This window comes from Pseudonocardia nematodicida (assembly GCF_040105385.1).
Classification (GTDB): Bacteria; Actinomycetota; Actinomycetes; order Mycobacteriales; family Pseudonocardiaceae; genus Pseudonocardia; species Pseudonocardia nematodicida.
In genome coordinates this window covers 223,414-241,025 of record NZ_JBEDNQ010000001.1, presented here as the reverse complement: position 1 = coordinate 241,025, position 17,612 = coordinate 223,414, and the positions used below count along the sequence as shown (strand labels likewise).

14 protein-coding genes are annotated in these 17,612 nt (G+C 70.6%); 4 read left to right on the top strand and 10 right to left on the bottom strand.

What is annotated here, in order from left to right:
- Window positions 1-19 precede the first annotated feature (19 nt).
- The gene (locus tag WIS52_RS01125) at window positions 20-760 is read right to left on the bottom strand and encodes an SDR family NAD(P)-dependent oxidoreductase (RefSeq protein ID WP_349296148.1); all 741 of its coding nucleotides are present in this window, start codon (window positions 758-760) and stop codon (window positions 20-22) included.
- Between the two features lie 92 nt (window positions 761-852).
- Here WIS52_RS01125 and WIS52_RS01120 point away from each other — a divergent pair, with 92 nt between their 5' ends.
- The gene (locus tag WIS52_RS01120; protein ID WP_349296147.1) at window positions 853-1,461 is read left to right on the top strand and encodes a TetR/AcrR family transcriptional regulator; all 609 of its coding nucleotides are present in this window, start codon (window positions 853-855) and stop codon (window positions 1,459-1,461) included.
- Between the two features lie 36 nt (window positions 1,462-1,497).
- Here WIS52_RS01120 and WIS52_RS01115 read toward each other — a convergent pair whose 3' ends face one another.
- From WIS52_RS01115 to rfbB, 4 genes are all read right to left on the bottom strand, one after another.
- Entirely contained in the window at window positions 1,498-5,076 is a 3,579-nt protein-coding gene (locus WIS52_RS01115) for a tetratricopeptide repeat protein (protein WP_349296146.1), read from the bottom strand.
- Between the two features lie 33 nt (window positions 5,077-5,109).
- Window positions 5,110-5,874 (bottom strand): hypothetical protein, encoded by a 765-nt coding sequence (locus WIS52_RS01110; protein WP_349296145.1) that lies wholly within the window; start codon window positions 5,872-5,874, stop codon window positions 5,110-5,112.
- 205 nt (window positions 5,875-6,079) lie between these two features.
- Entirely contained in the window at window positions 6,080-6,712 is a 633-nt protein-coding gene (locus tag WIS52_RS01105; protein WP_349296144.1) for a dTDP-4-dehydrorhamnose 3,5-epimerase family protein, read from the bottom strand.
- Complete coding sequence (rfbB, locus tag WIS52_RS01100; RefSeq protein ID WP_349296143.1) at window positions 6,709-7,692, bottom strand: dTDP-glucose 4,6-dehydratase; 984 nt, start codon at window positions 7,690-7,692, stop codon at window positions 6,709-6,711. The genes WIS52_RS01105 and rfbB overlap by 4 nt, the downstream gene beginning before the upstream one ends.
- A gap of 181 nt (window positions 7,693-7,873) precedes the next feature.
- Here rfbB and rfbA point away from each other — a divergent pair, with 181 nt between their 5' ends.
- The 3 genes from rfbA (at window position 7,874) to WIS52_RS01085 (ending at window position 11,415) form a co-directional block, all read left to right on the top strand.
- Complete coding sequence (gene rfbA, locus WIS52_RS01095; RefSeq protein ID WP_349296142.1) at window positions 7,874-8,758, top strand: glucose-1-phosphate thymidylyltransferase RfbA; 885 nt, start codon at window positions 7,874-7,876, stop codon at window positions 8,756-8,758.
- A 648-nt stretch (window positions 8,759-9,406) separates the two neighbouring features.
- Window positions 9,407-10,039, top strand: a complete 633-nt coding sequence (locus WIS52_RS01090; protein WP_349296141.1) for a hypothetical protein — start codon at window positions 9,407-9,409, stop codon at window positions 10,037-10,039.
- A 251-nt stretch (window positions 10,040-10,290) separates the two neighbouring features.
- Entirely contained in the window at window positions 10,291-11,415 is a 1,125-nt protein-coding gene (locus tag WIS52_RS01085; RefSeq protein ID WP_349296140.1) for a glycosyltransferase, read from the top strand.
- Window positions 11,416-11,432: 17 nt separating this feature from the next.
- Here WIS52_RS01085 and WIS52_RS01080 read toward each other — a convergent pair whose 3' ends face one another.
- The 5 genes from WIS52_RS01080 to WIS52_RS01060 are packed head-to-tail and all read right to left on the bottom strand — an operon-like array spanning window position 11,433 to window position 17,556.
- Window positions 11,433-12,659, bottom strand: a complete 1,227-nt coding sequence (locus WIS52_RS01080; protein ID WP_349296139.1) for a lipopolysaccharide biosynthesis protein — start codon at window positions 12,657-12,659, stop codon at window positions 11,433-11,435.
- Window positions 12,660-12,690: 31 nt separating this feature from the next.
- A complete protein-coding gene (locus WIS52_RS01075) occupies window positions 12,691-13,956 on the bottom strand; it encodes a glycosyltransferase (RefSeq protein ID WP_349296138.1) in 1,266 nt (421 codons plus the stop codon).
- A 6-nt stretch (window positions 13,957-13,962) separates the two neighbouring features.
- A complete protein-coding gene (locus WIS52_RS01070) occupies window positions 13,963-14,988 on the bottom strand; it encodes a glycosyltransferase (RefSeq protein ID WP_349296137.1) in 1,026 nt (341 codons plus the stop codon).
- A complete protein-coding gene (locus WIS52_RS01065; RefSeq protein WP_349296136.1) occupies window positions 14,985-16,430 on the bottom strand; it encodes an O-antigen ligase family protein in 1,446 nt (481 codons plus the stop codon). The genes WIS52_RS01070 and WIS52_RS01065 overlap by 4 nt, the downstream gene beginning before the upstream one ends.
- A gap of 4 nt (window positions 16,431-16,434) precedes the next feature.
- A complete protein-coding gene (locus WIS52_RS01060; protein ID WP_349296772.1) occupies window positions 16,435-17,556 on the bottom strand; it encodes a DUF1972 domain-containing protein in 1,122 nt (373 codons plus the stop codon).
- Window positions 17,557-17,612 lie beyond the last annotated feature (56 nt).

Below are 17,612 nucleotides of genomic sequence, written 5' to 3'. Positions count from 1 at the left end.
CGGGCCGGCCGGGCGCGGGTCAGACCTGTGTCTGCCCGCCGTCGACCTGCAGATCCGTGCCGTAGGCGTAGCTGCTCTGCGGCGAGGCGAGGAACAGCACGGCCGAGGCGATCTCGTCCGGGTCGCCGATCCGCTTCGCGGGCAGGCCGGCACCGGCCTGGGCCCGCACCTCGTCGGCCTGCGCGCCGAACACGTCGTCGAACATCGTGGTGTCGGTCGGACCAGGGGTGATCACGTTGACCCGGATCCCCCGGGGCGCGAGCTCGCTCGCCCAGGTGCGTCCGTAGGCCCGCACGGCCGCCTTGGACGCACCGTAGAAGCCGAAGCGGTCGGCGCCGCTCCCGGCCGATGTGGACGAGGCGAGCACCACCGACGCGCCCGGGTTCAACAGCGGGAGCGCCTTCTGCACGGTGAGGAAGGTGCCCTTGACGTTGGTGTCGAACACCCGGTCGTGGTCGGCCTCGGTGAACTCCTCCAGGGTGCCGAGCAGGTTGAGTGCGGCGTTGGCGAAGAGCACGTCGAGGCCCTGCCCGCGCTCGCGCACCCGCTCGTAGAGGCGCTCCACGTCGGCGGCGACGCCGATGTCACCCACCACCGCGGTCGCGTCGCCGATCTCGGCGACCGCCTTCTCCAGCGCAGCCTCCCGGCGTCCGGTCACGAACACGTGCGCACCCTCGGCAGCGAACCGCTTCGCGGTCGCCAACCCGATCCCGGAGCTGCCACCGGTCACCACCGCCGTACGGCCGTCGAGCTGTCCCATAGTCGTCTGACCTCCACCTAAATATGTTCCGATCGGTACAGAACGAACGTAGCACGACACCGGGGCCGTGGGGGAAGGCCTATGATCGGGCCATGGCAGGCGACCGGAGGACGACCGTCGGGCGGCCGCGGGAGTTCGAGACCGACGAGGCGCTCGAGCGCGCGATGCGCGTGTTCTGGGCCCAGGGCTACGACGGGACCAACCTCACCGACCTGACCACCGCCATGGGCATCACCCGCACCAGCCTGTACGCGGCCTTCGGCAACAAGGAGGCGTTGTTCCGCAAGGCGCTGCAGCGCTACTCCGCCGGGCCGGGTTCGTACGGGTCGTGGGCCCTGCAGGAACCGACCGCACGCGAGGTGGCGGCGGCGTTCCTGCGCGGGGGCGTCGAGACCACCACCCGGCCGGACCGGCCCGCCGGCTGCCTCAGCGTGCAGGGCGCGCTGGCGGTGGCCCCGCAGAACCGTCCGGTCGCCGACGCCGTGTCCGACTGGCGCGACGATGCGCGGGCGCGGCTGACCGAGCGGTTCGCGCTGGCCCGGGACGAGGGGGACCTGCCGGCGTCGTCGGACCCCGCACTGCTCGCGAGGTACCTGATGGTGGTCTCCACCGGAATGGCCGTGCAGGCGGCGGGGGGCGCCGGGCGCGAGGAGCTGCACCGTGTCGTCGACGCGGCCCTGGCCGCCTGGCCGCCCGCCTGACGGCGACCGCCGGGTCGCCGAGCGGCGAGCCGGCCACTACCGCCCCGAGCCGCCCGACAACCGGTCCGTGACCCGCACCGTGTCCGGGTGGTCGTCCCCCAGCACCAGGATCCGCCGCCGTCGCACCCGCGCCATCTCCCCCCACCCCTCCACGGCCCGCCCCGGCAGCGCGATCAGCACCTCCGCGTGCTCCTCGACCGCCCGCAGCGTGTCCACCGCGTCCGGCCCCAGAAACCGCACCTGGTCCGCGACCAGCCGCGACGAGTCCGCCAGCGCCCCCGCGGCGTCCCCGCTGCGCAGCCGCAGGCGCACCAGCCCGTGCCGGGCCCGCATCACGTCCGGACGGTCGTCGCCGAACCGGGCCCGCAGGTCGGCCAGCAGCGACGAGAAGCCCGAGCGGGCCGCCTCGACGTCGCCGAGCTGCGCACGCAGCCACGCCACGCTGTACCGGGACTGGAAGGTGTCCGCGTGGTCGGGCCCGAGCACCCGCTCCCGGTCGGCGAGCACCGCGCGCCCCAGAGCGAGGGCCGGGGCGTAGCGACCCTGCCGGCCCAGCGCCCACGCGAGGTAGTCACGCCCGGCCAGGGTCTCCCGGTGGTCGGCGCCGAGCGTGTCGAGCCGGATCTCGTGCACCGACCGCAGCTCGGCCTCCGCCCACCCGGCGTCGCCGAGCAGCCCCTCGACCAGCGCGCGGGTGTGCCGGACGTCCAGCGCGACCCGGTGGTCAGCGGGCAGAGCCGCGACGACGTCGTCGTGCAGCCGTTCCAGCATCATCCGCGCCTCGCCGAGCCGGCCCCGCTTGATCCGCGCCCGGGCCAGCAGGACCCGGCTGCGCAGGGTCACCTCGTGCGCGGGCCCGAGCACCCGCTCCCGGTCCGCGACGATCGACTGGAAGATCCGGTCGGCGGCGTCGTACCGCCCGGCGTGCAGCCGCGCCGTGGTCAGGTAGGAGCGGCTGTTGAGGGTGTGCGGGTGGTCGGAGCCGAGCACCCGCTCCCGCTCGGCGAGCACCGGCGTCGTCCGCTCGGCCGCGGTGGCCCAGTCGCCGCGGTCGAGCGCGAGGCAGCCCAGGTACTGACGGGTGCGCAGGGTCCGCCGGTGGGTGGCGCCGAGCACCCGTACCTGGTCGGCGAGCGCGTCGGCGTACATCCGCTCGGCCTCGTCGAACCGGCAGGCCCGCACCAGCACCCACGCGACCCGGACGCGGACCATCAGCGTCATCGGGTGCAGCCGCCCGAGCGCGTGCTCGACGTCGGCCTGCAGGTCCAGATAGGTCTGTTCGGCGGCGGCCTGGTCGCCGTTCTTCGCGTGCGTCCAGCCCAGCCGGTAGCGGGTCCCGAAGACGTCGAGGTGGTAGCGCCCCAGCCGGGCCTGCCGCCGTCGCAGGACGTCGGTGAGCCCCTCGACCGCCTCCGCGACGCGACCGGTCTCGGCGTCCACCCAGCCCAGCCGGTGCTGGGTCTCGAGCGTGTCCGGGTGGTCGGGCCCGAGCACCGCGCGGCGCGCGGCGAGGACCTCCGCGAACTGCGCCCGGGCCTCGGCGGGCAGCCCGCGCTCGGAGGTGACCCAGGCCAGGCAGTCCCGGCTGTCGAGGGTGTCCGGGTGCCGGTCGCCGAGCAGCCGGGTGCGCATCCCGACCACCTCGGTCAGCTCGGCGACGGCCGCGGCGAAGTCCCCGCCGTCGAGCGCGGTCGCGCGGGCCCGGGTGTGCCGCAGGGCGAGCACCGCCGGGTCGGCGGGATCGAGCGGGGTGGCGCGGGCGACGGCGGCGTCGAGCATCGCGTGCGCCGCGGCATGGCTGCCGGCGCGCAGCAGCGCGGCGACGGTGCGCTCGGCGAGCCGCACCGTGCGGGCGAGCAGGTCGCCCGCACCGAGCGTGCGGCTGGCCAGCAGCCGGGACACGTGCGGTTCGAGCATCCGCAGCGTCGCCCAGGTGGCCGGGGCGCCGGCGTCGAGCGCGCGGACGGCGCGGCCGAGCAGCGCGACCGCCCAGCCGTCGACGACGTCGGGCGCGAGACCGACGGCGTCGTCGTGCCGGGACTCCTCGGCGACGGCCGGGTGGATCGCGATCACGCTGCGACTACCGGGCCGCGCGGCACGCTCCTCGACCAGCCCGGTGCGGACGAGGTCGTCGAGCATCGGGCGCGGCCCGCCGACGACCTCGGTCCAGCCGTCGAGCACGGCCAGCGGCAGCGGGGTGTCCGGGGCGAAGCACGCGAGCAGCCGGATCGCGGTACGACGGTCGGTAGCCGGGTCGGGCAGCACGCCGAGCTCGTAGACGGTGCTCACCGGGTCCGGCACCGTCCGCGCCCCGACCCGGACGCGCAGCCCGGACAGCGGCGCGGCTCCCCCGCGCGCCGCCGCGTACCGCCCGGCCGACGACAGCGCCAGCGGCACGCCGCCGAGCGCCCGGGACAGCGCGCGGGCGTCGTCGACCTGCGGTTCGGTGCGCGGGGCGCCGATCCGGTCGAGCACGACGAGGCCGCCCTGGGCGGGCCGCAGCCGGTCCAGCCCGACGACGTCGGCGTCCGTCCCCCAGTCGTCCGGCCCGCCGTAGCGGGTGGTGACGACGACGGCGCCGGTCCGCACCGGCGGCAGCCAGTCCGGGTCCCCGACCGCGCCGGGCCCGGCCCCGTCGAGCACCAGCAGCCACGGGACGGGCGCGCAGTCGAGCAGCGACCACAGCGCGGCGGCCCGCCCGTCGAGCGGCAGGTCCCGTGACGCGCGCAGCTGGACCAGCGGAGCCCGCAGCGCGACGGCGGCGAGGTACAGCCCGTCGACGAGCTCGTCGCGGGTCTCGGCGGCGATCCGCAGCGCGGTGACGCCCTCGGCCCGGACCCGGCGTGCGACGGCCAGCGCGACGGTGCTCTTGCCGTACCCGGCCGCGCCGGTGAGGACCGGGGTCCGCCGGTAGCCGGGCCCGCTGAAGTCCCCCGCCCCCTCCCGGAGCACCGCTGCGGTGAGCCGGGCGATCATCCGGTCCCGCCCCCGCACCCGCGGGAGGTCGTCGAGCGGCGCCTGGAGCTGCGCGAGGACGGCGACCGGGTCGAGGGTGCGGGCACCGGCGAACCCGGAGACGTCGTGCGCGTCGCGCCGGCCCCGCGTGCCGCGGCCGCGCCGCGCCGCCTCGTGCAGCCCGCGCATCCCGCTGGCGGCCCAGGGCACCCCCATCGCCTCGACGACGGTCTCCGCCAGCGACGGGTCGATCAGCGCCCGCTCGGCGAGGTCGACGAGGTCGACCGCGTCCGGTCCGGCGTCGTGCACGCGCAGCAGCTGGCCCAGCTCGCGCAGCCAGGCGTCGGCGGCGGCGGCGTCCGGGACGGGCACGGCCCGCCCGTGGTCCTGCCGGTCCAGGACGGCGGCGACGTCGGCGGGCTCGACGTCCTCCTGCGCGTCGGCCTCGGCCCACTCGTCCTCGACGACGTGTGCCACGCCGGCCGGGCCGGCAACCAGCTCGAGCAGGGCGGCGTCCTCGGTGGTCCCGTCGAGGACGGCGCGGACGCGGGCGAGCAGCTCGGTCCGGGCCGCGCCCCCGGGTCCGTGCCGGCGGCCGAGGACGTGGATCAGTCGTCGGAGGGCGTGGTCCTGGTCGTACGTGCGGTCCGGACCGTTCACGTCCGACCGCCTCCCTTCACTCACTCGACTCGTTCACCCGGCGATTCCGTCCGGGTCCGTCCCGCGTGCCTCGAGCAGCCTGCGTGCGTCGAAGAGCCGGCGTACCTCCCGTTGGAGCTGGGCCCTGCGCCCACGCAGGGTGTCCGGCGGGATCCCGACCTCGGCCGCGATCTCCGACCACGCCGCGCCGGTGTCGTAGCGCAGCGCGAGCGCGGCCCGCAGCCCCTCCTTCGCGTCGACGAGCGCGGCCAGCGCGGGGTCGGCGGCCAGGGCCTTCTCGAAGGCCACGACCTCCGGCGACGGCGGTATCTCCGGTTCCGGCAGCAGGCCGGGCTCGACCGGGGTCTCGGACCGGGGCACCCGGCTCGCCCGGCGCCAGCGGGCGACCGACGCGGACAGGTGCATGACGCAGGCGTTGGTCGCGAACGTCGACAGCGACGCCTGGTCCGGACACCACCCGCCCCGATCCGGCGGGGCCAGCACGCCCCGCCGGCGGAACACCTCGATCCCGACGGCCACGGCATCACCGACGACGACGTCGCGCTCGTCGTCGCGGGCGATCCGGCGGCGCTCCTCCGGGTCCAGGTACACCGGGCGGCCCAGCGCCCGCGTCCGGGCGGGCAGGTGCTCGCTGCGCACCAGCCAGCGCAGCCGGCGCAGCGCGTTCTCCGCCTCCCGGGCCCGCACCACCTGCCACCTCCAACCCGCACACCGCTCAGCACGCAACGCGTCGACGACCTCGGCGTCCGCGAGGCGCCGGAAGGCGAGCAGGGCCATGCGCTGATCGGGTCCGGTCACGGCACCTCCCGCCTCCGGGACCGGCTCGCGGTCCGTGCTCGCGGTCCTGGAGAGATGTATAGGTGCGACCGCACGGGGCAGAACACACATCCGTGCGGATTTCTCTGCGCGACTCATATGCGACGGGGCGGGACGATCGCCGCTGTGGCGTTCGTCCCGCCCCGCTCGTCGGCGGCCGACCGTCAGTGGGCCGGCCGACGCCTCGTCACGCTGCCTGCGGACGCCCGGCAGTCGAGCTCGGCGTGCGCAGCTGCTCGTACCAGGCCTGACACGCACCCCAGGTCGGGAGCGAACCCGCAGCAACCGCGTCGGCCAAGGTGGGCGCGTCCCGGTCCTTCTGCGAGAGGACCGGCTCGATCCCGGGGGCCCAGGGAAGGGCCAGCTCCGGATCGAGTGGGGTGATCCCGTGTTCCCCCGCCGGGTTGTACGGCGTCGAGCACAGGTACCCGACGACGGCGTGGTCGGTGAGCGCCTGGAACGCGTGCCCGAGCCCTTCGGAGAGATACACCGCGCACATCGAGTCAGCATCCAGCTCGACGACCCGGAACTCGCCGAAGGTGGGAGAACCGACCCGGATGTCGACGACGACGTCCCGGATCACTCCGGAAGCGACGTACAGGTACTTGGCCTGGCTCGGCGGCAGGTCGGCGTAGTGGACGCCCCGGATGACTCCGCGATCCGACACCGACATGTTCGTCTGGGCGACCGTGAGGTCGAAGCCCAACGCCTCGCGGAACGCCGCCCCCTGGAACGGAGCCGTGAACGACCCACGCGAGTCCGGGAACACGGTGGGTTCGAACATCCAGGCTCCCGAGATCGAGAGCTCAGTGGCCTTCATCGGCCGTCTCCGTTCTTCAGCGGTTCCCACCAGCTGCGGTTGTCGCGGTACCAGGCGACGGTCTCGGCGAGACCGTCGCCGAACGAGTGGCGTGGCTCGTAGCCCAGCTCGTCGCGGATCTTCGTCCAGTCGACCGAGTACCGGCGGTCGTGACCCTTGCGGTCCGGAACCCGCTCGATCATCTCGTCGCCGACTCCGACGGCCGCGAGCAGCCGATCGGTCAGCTCCCGGTTCGTGAGCTCGGTGCCGCCACCGATGTTGTAGATCTCGCCCGCGCGCCCCTTCGCAGCGGCGAGGGCGATGCCGTGACAGTGGTCGTCGACGTGCAGCCAGTCCCGCACGTTCAGCCCGTCGCCGTAGAGCGGCACCTTCCTGCCGTCGAGCAGGTTCGTGACGAACAGCGGGATGACCTTCTCCGGGAACTGGTAGGGCCCGTAGTTGTTCGAGCACCGCGTGATCACGACATCGAGGCCGTGCGTGCGGTGATACGACCGCGCCAGAAGGTCGCTACCTGCTTTCGCGGCCGAGTACGGGGAGTTCGGCTCGAGGGGGTCGGTCTCCGGCCACGATCCCGAGTCGATCGAGCCGTACACCTCGTCGGTTGACACGTGCACGAATCGACTCACCCCCAAGTCGAGCGCCGCCTGCAGCAGGACCTGCGTCCCGACCACGTTCGTCGTGACGAAGTCCGCAGCGCCGGTGATCGACCGGTCGACGTGGGTCTCGGCCGCGAAGTGAATCACGGTGTCCGATCCCCGGATGATCTCCGCGACTCGATCGGCATCCCGGATGTCGGCGCGCTCGACCGTGAGACCAGCGGCGCCCGCCACCGGCGCGAGGTTCTCCGACCGGCCGGCGTAAGTGAAGGCGTCGAGGACCGTGACCTCGGCGCCCGCGAAGGGCGGGTAGCCGCCATCGAGCACCGTGCGGACGAAATGCGAGCCGATGAAGCCGGCTCCGCCTGTCACCACCAGACGCATGTCACCTCAACCATTCATCAGATTTGCCCGTCGGCGGGCGAGGGAGGGGGCTGCTAGCTTGCACAGCCGAGACGTTCTGCATGTCGTGGGAGACCCCCGCGGCATTACAGACTCACCCTTGAGCAGGAATTCCCGCCTGCCAAAAGCTCCCCCGCTGTCTCTCCGAAGGAAGTCCTGACCGATGAAGGGCATCATCCTGGCCGGTGGCACCGGCAGCCGACTGTTCCCCGTCACCAAAGCCGTGTCCAAGCAACTGCTGCCCGTCTACGACAAGCCGATGATCTACCACCCGCTGACCACGTTGATGCTGGCCGGCGTCTGGGAGATCCTGCTCATCTCCACCCCACACGACCTACCCGGCTTTCAACGCCTGCTCGGCGACGGCACCCACCTCGGCCTGCAGATCACCTACGCCGAACAACCCCGCCCCAACGGACTCGCCGAAGCCTTCCTCATCGGCGCCGACCACGTCCGCGGCGGACCCTCCGCCCTCGTGCTCGGCGACAACATCTTCCACGGCGGATCCTTCGGCGACCTGCTCCGCCGCCGCGCCCACGACATCGCATCAGGCACCCACGGCTGCGTCCTGTTCGGCTACCCCGTCCGCGACCCCCAGCGCTACGGCGTCGGCGAAGCCGACCCCGACGGCACCCTCATCTCCATCGAAGAAAAACCGCAGAAGCCGCGCTCCGACCGCGCCATCACCGGGCTCTACCTCTACGACCACACCGTCATCGACATCGCCGCCACGATCACCCCCAGCACCCGCGGCGAACTCGAGATCACCGACATCAACCGCACCTACCTCACCCAAGGCCGCGCACACCTCCAAGACCTCGGCCGAGGCTTCGCCTGGCTCGACACCGGCACCCACGAATCACTCATCGACGCCGGCCAATACGTCCGCACCCTCGAGAACCGCCAAGGCATCCGCATCGCCTGCATCGAAGAAGTCGCCCTCCGCATGGGCTGGATCACCCCCGCACAATGCCGCACCCTCGGCCAAGCCCAAGCAGGATCCGGCTACGGCGAGTACGTCATCACCGTCGCCGACCAGTACACCTGACAGCCCGTCCGCACCCCACAAAGGCCTTCCCGGACGACCGTCCGCGGTGGCGCCTGCCGGAACCTGGCCGCCGCCATTCGCACTGTAACGACCGCAGGCGACTTCCCGATCCGATCGCGTGTCTGACGAGCCACCCTGCGCGGCGCCCCGCCGCTGGCCGAAGCGGTCAGCTGCAGCCCTCGTTCTCAATCAGATTAGGAATACAGCTCGGGAATCCCACGGGAGGGCGTTACCAGATTTAACACAGCAGCCAATGGATCCGGTCAGCGCACGCTGAGTACCGCCCGACGCAGGATTCGTTGCGCATGGACTCCGGGCGAGCTAGATTCAGCGGCCGGTCGGGGATTCTGATCCAAGCCAGCTTACGTATATCAGATCGTTGCCCGTGCATGAGGCCTTCTCGGCGTCTTCCTGTCCGGGCAATTCTAGCTAGCCACCGTCGAGGAGTAAGGCATGGCTGTTAGCGAGCACGCCCCAGCAAGCACAAGCCAAAACACCGATCACATCGCTGACGGCCCTTCCGCGCCCCGTCGTACGACCGCATTGCTCCATGCCTCCGCAGCAGCCATGTGCGTACTGCTGTCGGCGCTCGTAGTGTACCGAGCCGACGGCAGAATCCCGGACGATGCGTATATCCTGTTTCGGTACGTGCAGAACCTGCTGGACGGCAACGGGTGGGTCTACAATCTAGCCAGTCCAACCTCGAATGCAGTTTCGGCTCCACTGTACACATTAGCCCTGGCGCTGATCAGTCTCGTGGTCGGCAGTGTCGAGCTGGCATCGACACTTCTCTTCGTGTTCACCACCGCCGCGTCAGAGTATCTCGCTTTTGCAATTCTTCACAAGAATTCGATGACACTCGGCGGACTCGTCGCCATATGCCTGATGATCATCAATCCCTGGCTGCTCGTCACCCAAGGACTAGAGACCTCCGCATTTGTGTGTCTGCTACTGCTGTCGGTCCTCCTCTTGGCCGACCGCAGGCATGCGGCGGTCGGATTCGTGCTGGTCGCAGCAACGTTGGTGCGTGGTGATGGCGCAGTTCTTGTGGCCGTCGTCTTCTTTCTCCTGTGGATTCAGACGAAGCACTTTCCATGGAGGTTAGGGAAGACTAGATCTGACCGGACTGCTGGCGTGGGCAGTCAGCCCGGCAGGCCAGACCGACGACCATGGAGCTTCCGTTCAGCAGTTCGAACCAACATATCGAGATCTCGCTCCTTCCTCCGAAACTCTCGAGTTCGAAATTCCCGCTGCGACACAATGATGACCACACCCACCTAACAGGCCTCGTCCCTAAATTCGAATCTGAACCAGAGGTCGCGCAGGCCAAACCGACCGCCATCGCTCAAAGTTCCACCACGGTAATCAGTTTTGTGGATCTCGAGAAGCAACCGCCAACAAGTCGGCCGCATAGGTCGACAAACCCTTCGGTTGCGGAAACCTCTGGCGGTACGACGAGCTCGCCAGTCAGATGCTGAGACACTAATCCGAGCCACAACCGGACCCGCCATAACGAGAGCAGCAGGATCTTCGTGCACGTCCTCTTCGTCGCCCACTCCTCGACGACAGCGGGGGCTGAACGCACCCTGATCGCGATGGCCTCCGCTGCTGCTCGAGGCGGGGATCGAGTCACGGTGTCGATTCCCCGCCACGGCCCGATCGAGCGGCTGATCCACGATCGGGCCCCTCAGGCTCGGGTGATAGTTCAGCGCTGTCAGTGGTGGATGGGCGTCCGGCACCGGAGCATCGCGGGAGCGCTCCGCACTGCCCAGTCGCTCGCACAGGTCGTGCCATGGCTTCGGCTGCTGCGCCGGACGAGGCCCGATGCCGTCGTCATCGGGTCTACCGTGACCCCGGCGCCGCTCCTGGCTGCGGCTCTCGCACGGATACCTCGGTCGATTATTCTCGGCGAGAGCATCCGCACAAATCCGACCCTGCGGTCGCTGATCCCGAAAGCTCTGATCGTGCGAGCGCTCGACGCTTGGGTCGACGTGGGTGTCGCGGTGTCGGAGTACGCGGCCTCCCAGTACCGCCGGCCGACGCTGATCGAGTACCCACCCGTCGAGATTCCGGAGGCGGTCAGCGAGGTGCGCCAGGAACCTCCGCACGTGCTGGTTGCCGTTCTGCTCGGCACTCTCTCCGAGGAAAAGGGACAGTTCGATCTCGTCGAGGCTGCTCGGCTGCTCGTCGCCGGCGATACGCCGGTGCGGATCGAGCTGTACGGCGACGCACGCCCCGACGATCTGGCACGGCTGGACGACATGATCCGAGAAGCAGACGTCTCGTCCGTGCTCCGTCACCGGGGATCTAGCGGGAACCCACTCGGCGTCCTCGCTGGTGCGGACGTCAGCCTGGTCTGCTCGGGGAACGAGGCCTACGGGCGCGTGACGATCGAGTCGATCCTGGTGGGGACGCCTGTCGTCGGGTACGACCTGGGCGGGACCCGGGAGATCCTCCGCGACGGTGGCGGCGTGCTGGTCGAGCCGGCGCCCGCAGCAGTGGCGGAGGTCCTCGAACGGCTCGCCCGCGATCCTGCTGCGCTCGGTGTCCTGCGCTCGGCGGCGACCGAGCGTGCCCGGCACCGTACGGGGGTCGGCGATGCGGACGGCCAGTGGTCACGATTGCGAGATGCGCTGGTGACTGCTCCACGTCGATGACCCAGGCACCGGAGCCGTCATGCCCCCGGCAGGGTGGTGACGGATGGCTCCCCTGCCCGCGTTCCGACGAAGGCCGCCAGCGCGAGGCTCAGGTATTTCCCTACCGCGACGACGGCGAACCCGACCGCCGCCCCCATTTCGTCGCCCCACCAGGCACCGGCGGCAACCGCGGCGAGGAGAAGGACCGAGCTGACGAAGCTCTGCGCACCGACGAAGCGTTCACGCCCCATCCCCTGCAGGAGTGCAGCGAGCGGGGTGGACAGCGCAACCACGGGAAAGGTCACGACGAACACGGCCACGAGCGGTCCTGCCGGGGCGTAGGCGTCGCCGAGCAGAAAGACACTCAGGTCAGTGCCGAACCACCCGACGGGTAGCGCCAGCACGGTCAGTGCAGCGGTGAGTCCCACGATGGCCCGCAGCAATCGACGCCGGTCCCTGTCGTCCGCCCGCGCAGTCGCCGGGAGTACCACTGCGGCCAAGGTGGACGACAGCAGCTGGAACGGCGAGGTAAGCTTCGACGCGGCCGCGTAGAAGCCGGCCCCGGCCGGCGACGTCAGCGCTGCCACGAGGAACACATCGAGCGCTCGACTCTGGATCGATAGGTCGTTCACCGCGAAGGGCACAGATCTGCGCAGGACGTCGCCGACCGCCATCGACCGCTGAGCCGGGACATCGCGTCGAAGCAACAGCCGTCTGATGTGCACGGCCCCAAGGGCCGCGCCCGCTGCCATCCCGATCGAGTACAGCAACGTGGCCGGGCCTGCGTGAGCGACGAGCAGCAGCAGGAACACTGAGCAGCTCACGAGCCGGCGAAGAAGGACCGACGTAGCGACCGCGGCAGCCAGGTCGGCTGCGATGACTACGGCGAGCCGGGTCTCGCAGTACTTCTCCAGTCCCTGTGCAACGACCAACAGCGAAAGCGCGGCAAGAAAGGTTCCGGAGGCTCCGGGAACGAAGAGCGCCAAGGCGGCGATCGCGACGACGACGCCGCCCAGCGCTGCTCGTCCGCTGAACCAGAGGATCGTACGGACCTCGTCGAGCCGTCCGAGCGCGTACGAGCGGCCGGCGAAGCTGGACATGCCGACGTCGACCACGATGAACCAGACCAGGAAGACACCGATCAGCGCGGTCACGGCGCCGTACTCGGCGGGCGCTACGGAGCGCGCGAGGGCGATGCCCATCACGGCTTGTGCGACGGCGCCGAGCACTCGGGCGATCGAGGCGGAGAGGAACGTCTTCTTCATAAGCGGCGACCGTCCGCGGAGTAGAGCTCCGTCATCGAGCGGCTCGGGTCGCGGCGGTGGCCTGTGCCCGCTCGTAGAGCTTCGTGAGCGACTGGAAGTGCTGATCCCCGCTCGTCGCCCGCGTCACCAGCTCCTTCTCGAACGCCTCCGGTGAACCGACCGCGCCGTCGAGGAACCGCTGGATCGTCGCGCTCCATCCTGCGACCGAGTGTTCGGACACCAGACCCGTCACCCCCTCGGTGACCAGCTCGGGCATGCCACCGCGGTCGGCAACCAGGGCCGGCACGCGAGCCATGAGGCTCTCCCGCACGCTGAACGGGCTGTTCTCGAACCAGATCGCCGGATGGAGTGTCGCGGCGGTGGTCCGCAGGGCCGCGCCGAGTTCGTCGGCGCTGAGGTGTCCGACGAAGCGGACCCGGTCCACCGCATGCTCCGTCACGTACCGATGCAGCTGCGCTTCATCGGCTCCCGTGCCGGCGATCGTCAGTACCCGGTCGCCAGTACGCGTGCCCAACGACTTCCAGGCGTGCAGGACGGTCAGCACGTCCTTCTCCGGCGCGAGGCGGCCCATGTAGAGAAGGCCCGTCGCATCGTCGTCTCGGCGGTGAGGCGTTCCCCGCCAGGGCAGGTCGAGGACCTCTGTGCGGTCCGGCGACCAGCCGTCCGCGTGCAGCGTCCGCTCCATGAACCGCGACGGACAGTGCACGATCATGTCGTCGGCGCCGCGCATGACCCGGTCGCTGAAGACCGTCTCCAGCCCCCCCAGCGCGGACGCCCCGAGGCTGCCCTTGATGCATCGCCGTCGGACCGGGTTGATCGCGCGGCTCACGGGTGAGGCACCGACGCACACCTGGCACAGGTCCGACGTCGAGTCGGCCCACAGCCGCTGGTTCGCGCACACGAGTTTGTACTCGTGTGCCGTCACGACCCGTCCGATCCCGATCCCGCCCGCAGCCCGGACGACTGCGCTCGTCAGCTGATAGCAGGTGCCGTGGTAGTGCACGACGTCCGGTGTGAACTCCGCCAGAGCAGCAGCCATCCGCCGCCCGTTCGCCACGGAGTAGACGCTGCGGGCCGCGTCGTCGAGCCGCTCCCGAATGCTTCCGGAGGTGTAGCTGCGGGCGGGCGTCTCGAATCGGGGTGCCCCGGGCGCTACGGGCGACGATCCGGCGGGGGCCTCCATCCCGAACAGGGCGACATCGTGGCCACGGACGGTCAGCTCGCTTGCGAGCCAGTCCAGATAGGTCTCGACACCGCCGACCCGGTGCAGGAACTTGCTGGCCAGGAGCACACGCATCGTCGATCAGCCCGCTTCCGCCGGCCGCGTCGCACGGTTCCACTCGACGTCCCCGATCCGGCCGGGTGTCATGGCCCAACTGACGAACCACGCTGCGAGCGTCAACTGGTCGCGCAACCACGCGGCACGCTCACCCCGCTGTCCGAGCGAAGCCGGGAGCGCGAGCGCACCCCGCGTCAGCCCTGCGGCGCCGACCAGCATCTTCAGGGGCCTCTCGCCGATCCCGGAGGTGTCCATCAGCGAGAGGCAGGGGGCGACAACGAGCTCCATGAGCCGGAGCGCGCGGCGCTGCGCCGTGTTCGACTTCCGGCTGACCCCGCCGACGTGCTCGGCGGACAGGTCCCCGGACACCACGACCCGGTATCCGAGATCGTGCGCCCGATGACAGATCTCCTGGTCCTCGAGATACATCGGGAGCCGGGTGTCCAGGCCCGTGCCGAACACTTCCCGGCGGATCGCCATGTAGGCACCCGAGGTGAAGGCGACGTCGTGCACACCGGGGCCCTCGACCGGGATCGAACGCCGGGGTGTCCCCAGCAACGGGGGCAGCGCAGGCAGACCGACGAGCGTCGCGAACAGCCGGCGCTTGTTCCAGACCCGGCGGGCCGAACCACGATCGACCGCCCCGTCGGGCGCACGGAGGGTAGGAGCCGCGATACCGATGCCGGGCTCAACGGCGAGCATGACGACCCGCTCCAAGACCTGCGCGGACGTGGCGACATCCGGGTTGTGCAGGAGCACGACCCGCGGCTCCCCCCACCGCCTACGGCCGAGCTCGACGGCATGGTTCACCCCGAAGGAGAACCCGAGGTTGTTCGGCGCGACCTCGGCCACGAACCGGTCGATCACGGACGGATCGACCGCGGCGCGGGCCGTCGCCACGCACTCGTGATCGTCGCTGTTGTCGAGGAAGACCGCTGCGCGGTCGGGTCCGCCGGCGAGCCAGCGACTGACGGTCGCGGCGAGGTCGGCCGCGACGTCGCCGGACCGGTAGGTGATCACGACGACCAGGGCGGAGAGAGTGTGATTCACGACGGTCCGTTCGATGTTCTCGGGGCCGTGAGGGCCGGAGCGGGTGTGGAGGGAACGTCTGTCGTGGCCGACTGGCTCGCGCCGGCGAGGCAGAGCAGGACCACCAGGCCGAGAAGGCTGTGCAGCGGAAGAAGCGTCTCCAGGCCGTTGTAGCCGGCCGTCACCGCGATAAAGGCCACCGCCGCGGCCGCCCCGGCATGCGCACCCGAGCGCACCGCCGAGACGACCACCAGGGCCAGCGTGGTCAGGAACAGCACCAGCCCGGGTACGCCCAGGCTGACGAGGAGCTGCAGCAGCGAGTTCTCCATCGGGTAGGCGCCCCCCGAGGAGGCGATGGTGAGCGGGTCTGCCGTCGTCGGCCCGCTGCCGACCCAGCCCGATGAGCGTGCCAGCACGATCGCCTCGGTCACGTTGTCTCCGCGCACCTCGCTCGATCGCGCGGCTTCACCGGTGCTCGTACGCGCGTCGATGAGGCCGGACATCGCCACTGCCACGACGGCCAGGGGAGCCAGCGCCAGGAGCCGCATGAGCTTCGGGGATCGAGTGCGACGGAGCTGTGGAAGGCGAACGACCGTGACGACCGCCGCGATGACCGCCGCGACCGCGAGCGCGCTGCGGGACACGGTCGACGCCGCACCTGCGACCGCGGCGATCAACGGGATCAGGCTTCGCGGGACGTCGTCGATCCACCGGACGAAGAAGACGGCGAAGGACACCGCGAAGAACGTTCCGGCGTAGAGCGGGTGCCCGAATCCGACGCTCGCCCGGTGCAGGCCCCCGTCGAGATGCAGGCCGCGGCCGACGGCGTCATAGAGCGGAAGGTAGATCGGGTTCTGCTGGATCACGACCTCGACCACGGCGAACACGGCCGCAGCGATGGTCGCCACCGCCAGCGTCCGCACCAGGAGGTCGGCTTCACGAGCAGACACCCGTACGTACAGCACGAGCAGCCCGCCGACGGCGAGGCTGATCACCCATTCCCGGGCTGACGGGCCGCCACCGCTCACGATCGGAGGCCGGGTCCGCATCAGGTACACGGTCCACAGGACGAGCAGCACCGCTGCGAATCGCGCTCCGAGCCACCACCGGTCGATCGGCTCGGGGCGGACGACGGGCATGGCCACCCATCGCCGCACCGACCAGACGAGGATCACCAGCAGGGCCGGTGTGAGACCGAAGTACCCGTAGCCGATCAGTTGCTGGGGCAACACCGCGTAGAGGACCAACGCTGCCGACGGCAGGACGTGCACCGGTGCCGTCGCCGCGGCGATCAACGCGACCATGACCAGCACGAGCACGACCCCGACCACGCTCCCGTTGCGGTAGGTCAGCGCTGCGACGACGTAGCCGATGGGTACGACGCAGAAGACGATCGCCGCCACGAGCCCCAGGCCGAGGAGGTCGGCCGGCCCGCCGCCGAGCACCCGGGCGATCGTCCTCAATGGCCTATCCTTTCAGGCGTCCGGTCGCGCCGGCACGGCGCTGCGGCTCCAGACGCTGGGCGAGTGCCTCGTAGTCCGCCGTCACGGTGTCCCAGGCGTAGGTCGCCAGGACGTGCTTCTTCCCCGCCCGCCCACGCTCCCCGGCCGTGTCCGGCTCGGCCTCGACCTCCTCGATCCGGGCGCTCAGCTCAGCAGGATCACCGAAGTACGCCCCATCGTCCCGGACGATCTCGCGATTGAAGTCGACGTCCCAGGCGACCACGAACGCACCGGCACCCATGGCGCGCAGCAGCGACGGGTTGGTCCCTCCCACGGAGTGGCCGTGCAGGTAGCTGGCACAGTTCGCGTAGAGCTGGTCGAGCAGGTCCTGGTTCCAGACCGACCCGACCAGCCGGACACGCACGTCGTCGGCTGCGAGGTCGGCCACGCGGCGGATGTACTCGGTCTCGTAGGGCACGGATCCGACGACGACGAGCGGTAGTCGCGCGGTGCTCTGCGTGTAACCCTCCACGATCACGTCGACGTGGTTCTCCGGCTCCATACGCGCGACGACCAGGTGGTAGCCGCGCGGTTCGACGTTCACCGGCTCCAGCAGCCCGGGACGGTCCGGCTCGACCTCGGGGGCGCCGTACGCGATGAAATCGCTGTCCGCCCCGTACTTCTTGCGGAAGTAATTCTCGATCCCACGGGCGTCGGCGATGAGAGCGTCGGCCGTTCGGGCAGCGAACCGCTCGCAGAGCAGGTAGTAGGTCCGGCCGACACGCCCCCACTTCGCCCGGCGCCACTCGAGCCCGTCCACGTGGACGGCGACCGGGATCCGGAAAATTCTGAGCAGGATGATCAGTGGGGCGTTGGCCGCGTTGAACACGAAGGCGACGTCCGGCCGATAGCGGGGTCGGATGGCGTGCAGGACGGACAGGAACGTGTGCGAGAGCGTCTCGACCGAACGGCCACGCAGACTCGGCAGCACAACCCGCCGCATGCCGAGGTGGTCCGTCGACGCTTCGTCGCGGCCCCGGCAGTAGACGGTGACCCGATGTCCCTTGTCCGCCAAGCGACGCCCGATCTCCTCCACAGCGGTCTCGAAACCGCCGTAACGTGCGGGAACCCCGCGCGTACCGATCATGCTGATGTGCACGTGGTTCTCATCTCCCCTGCACTCACACAGGCAGGACTCGGACG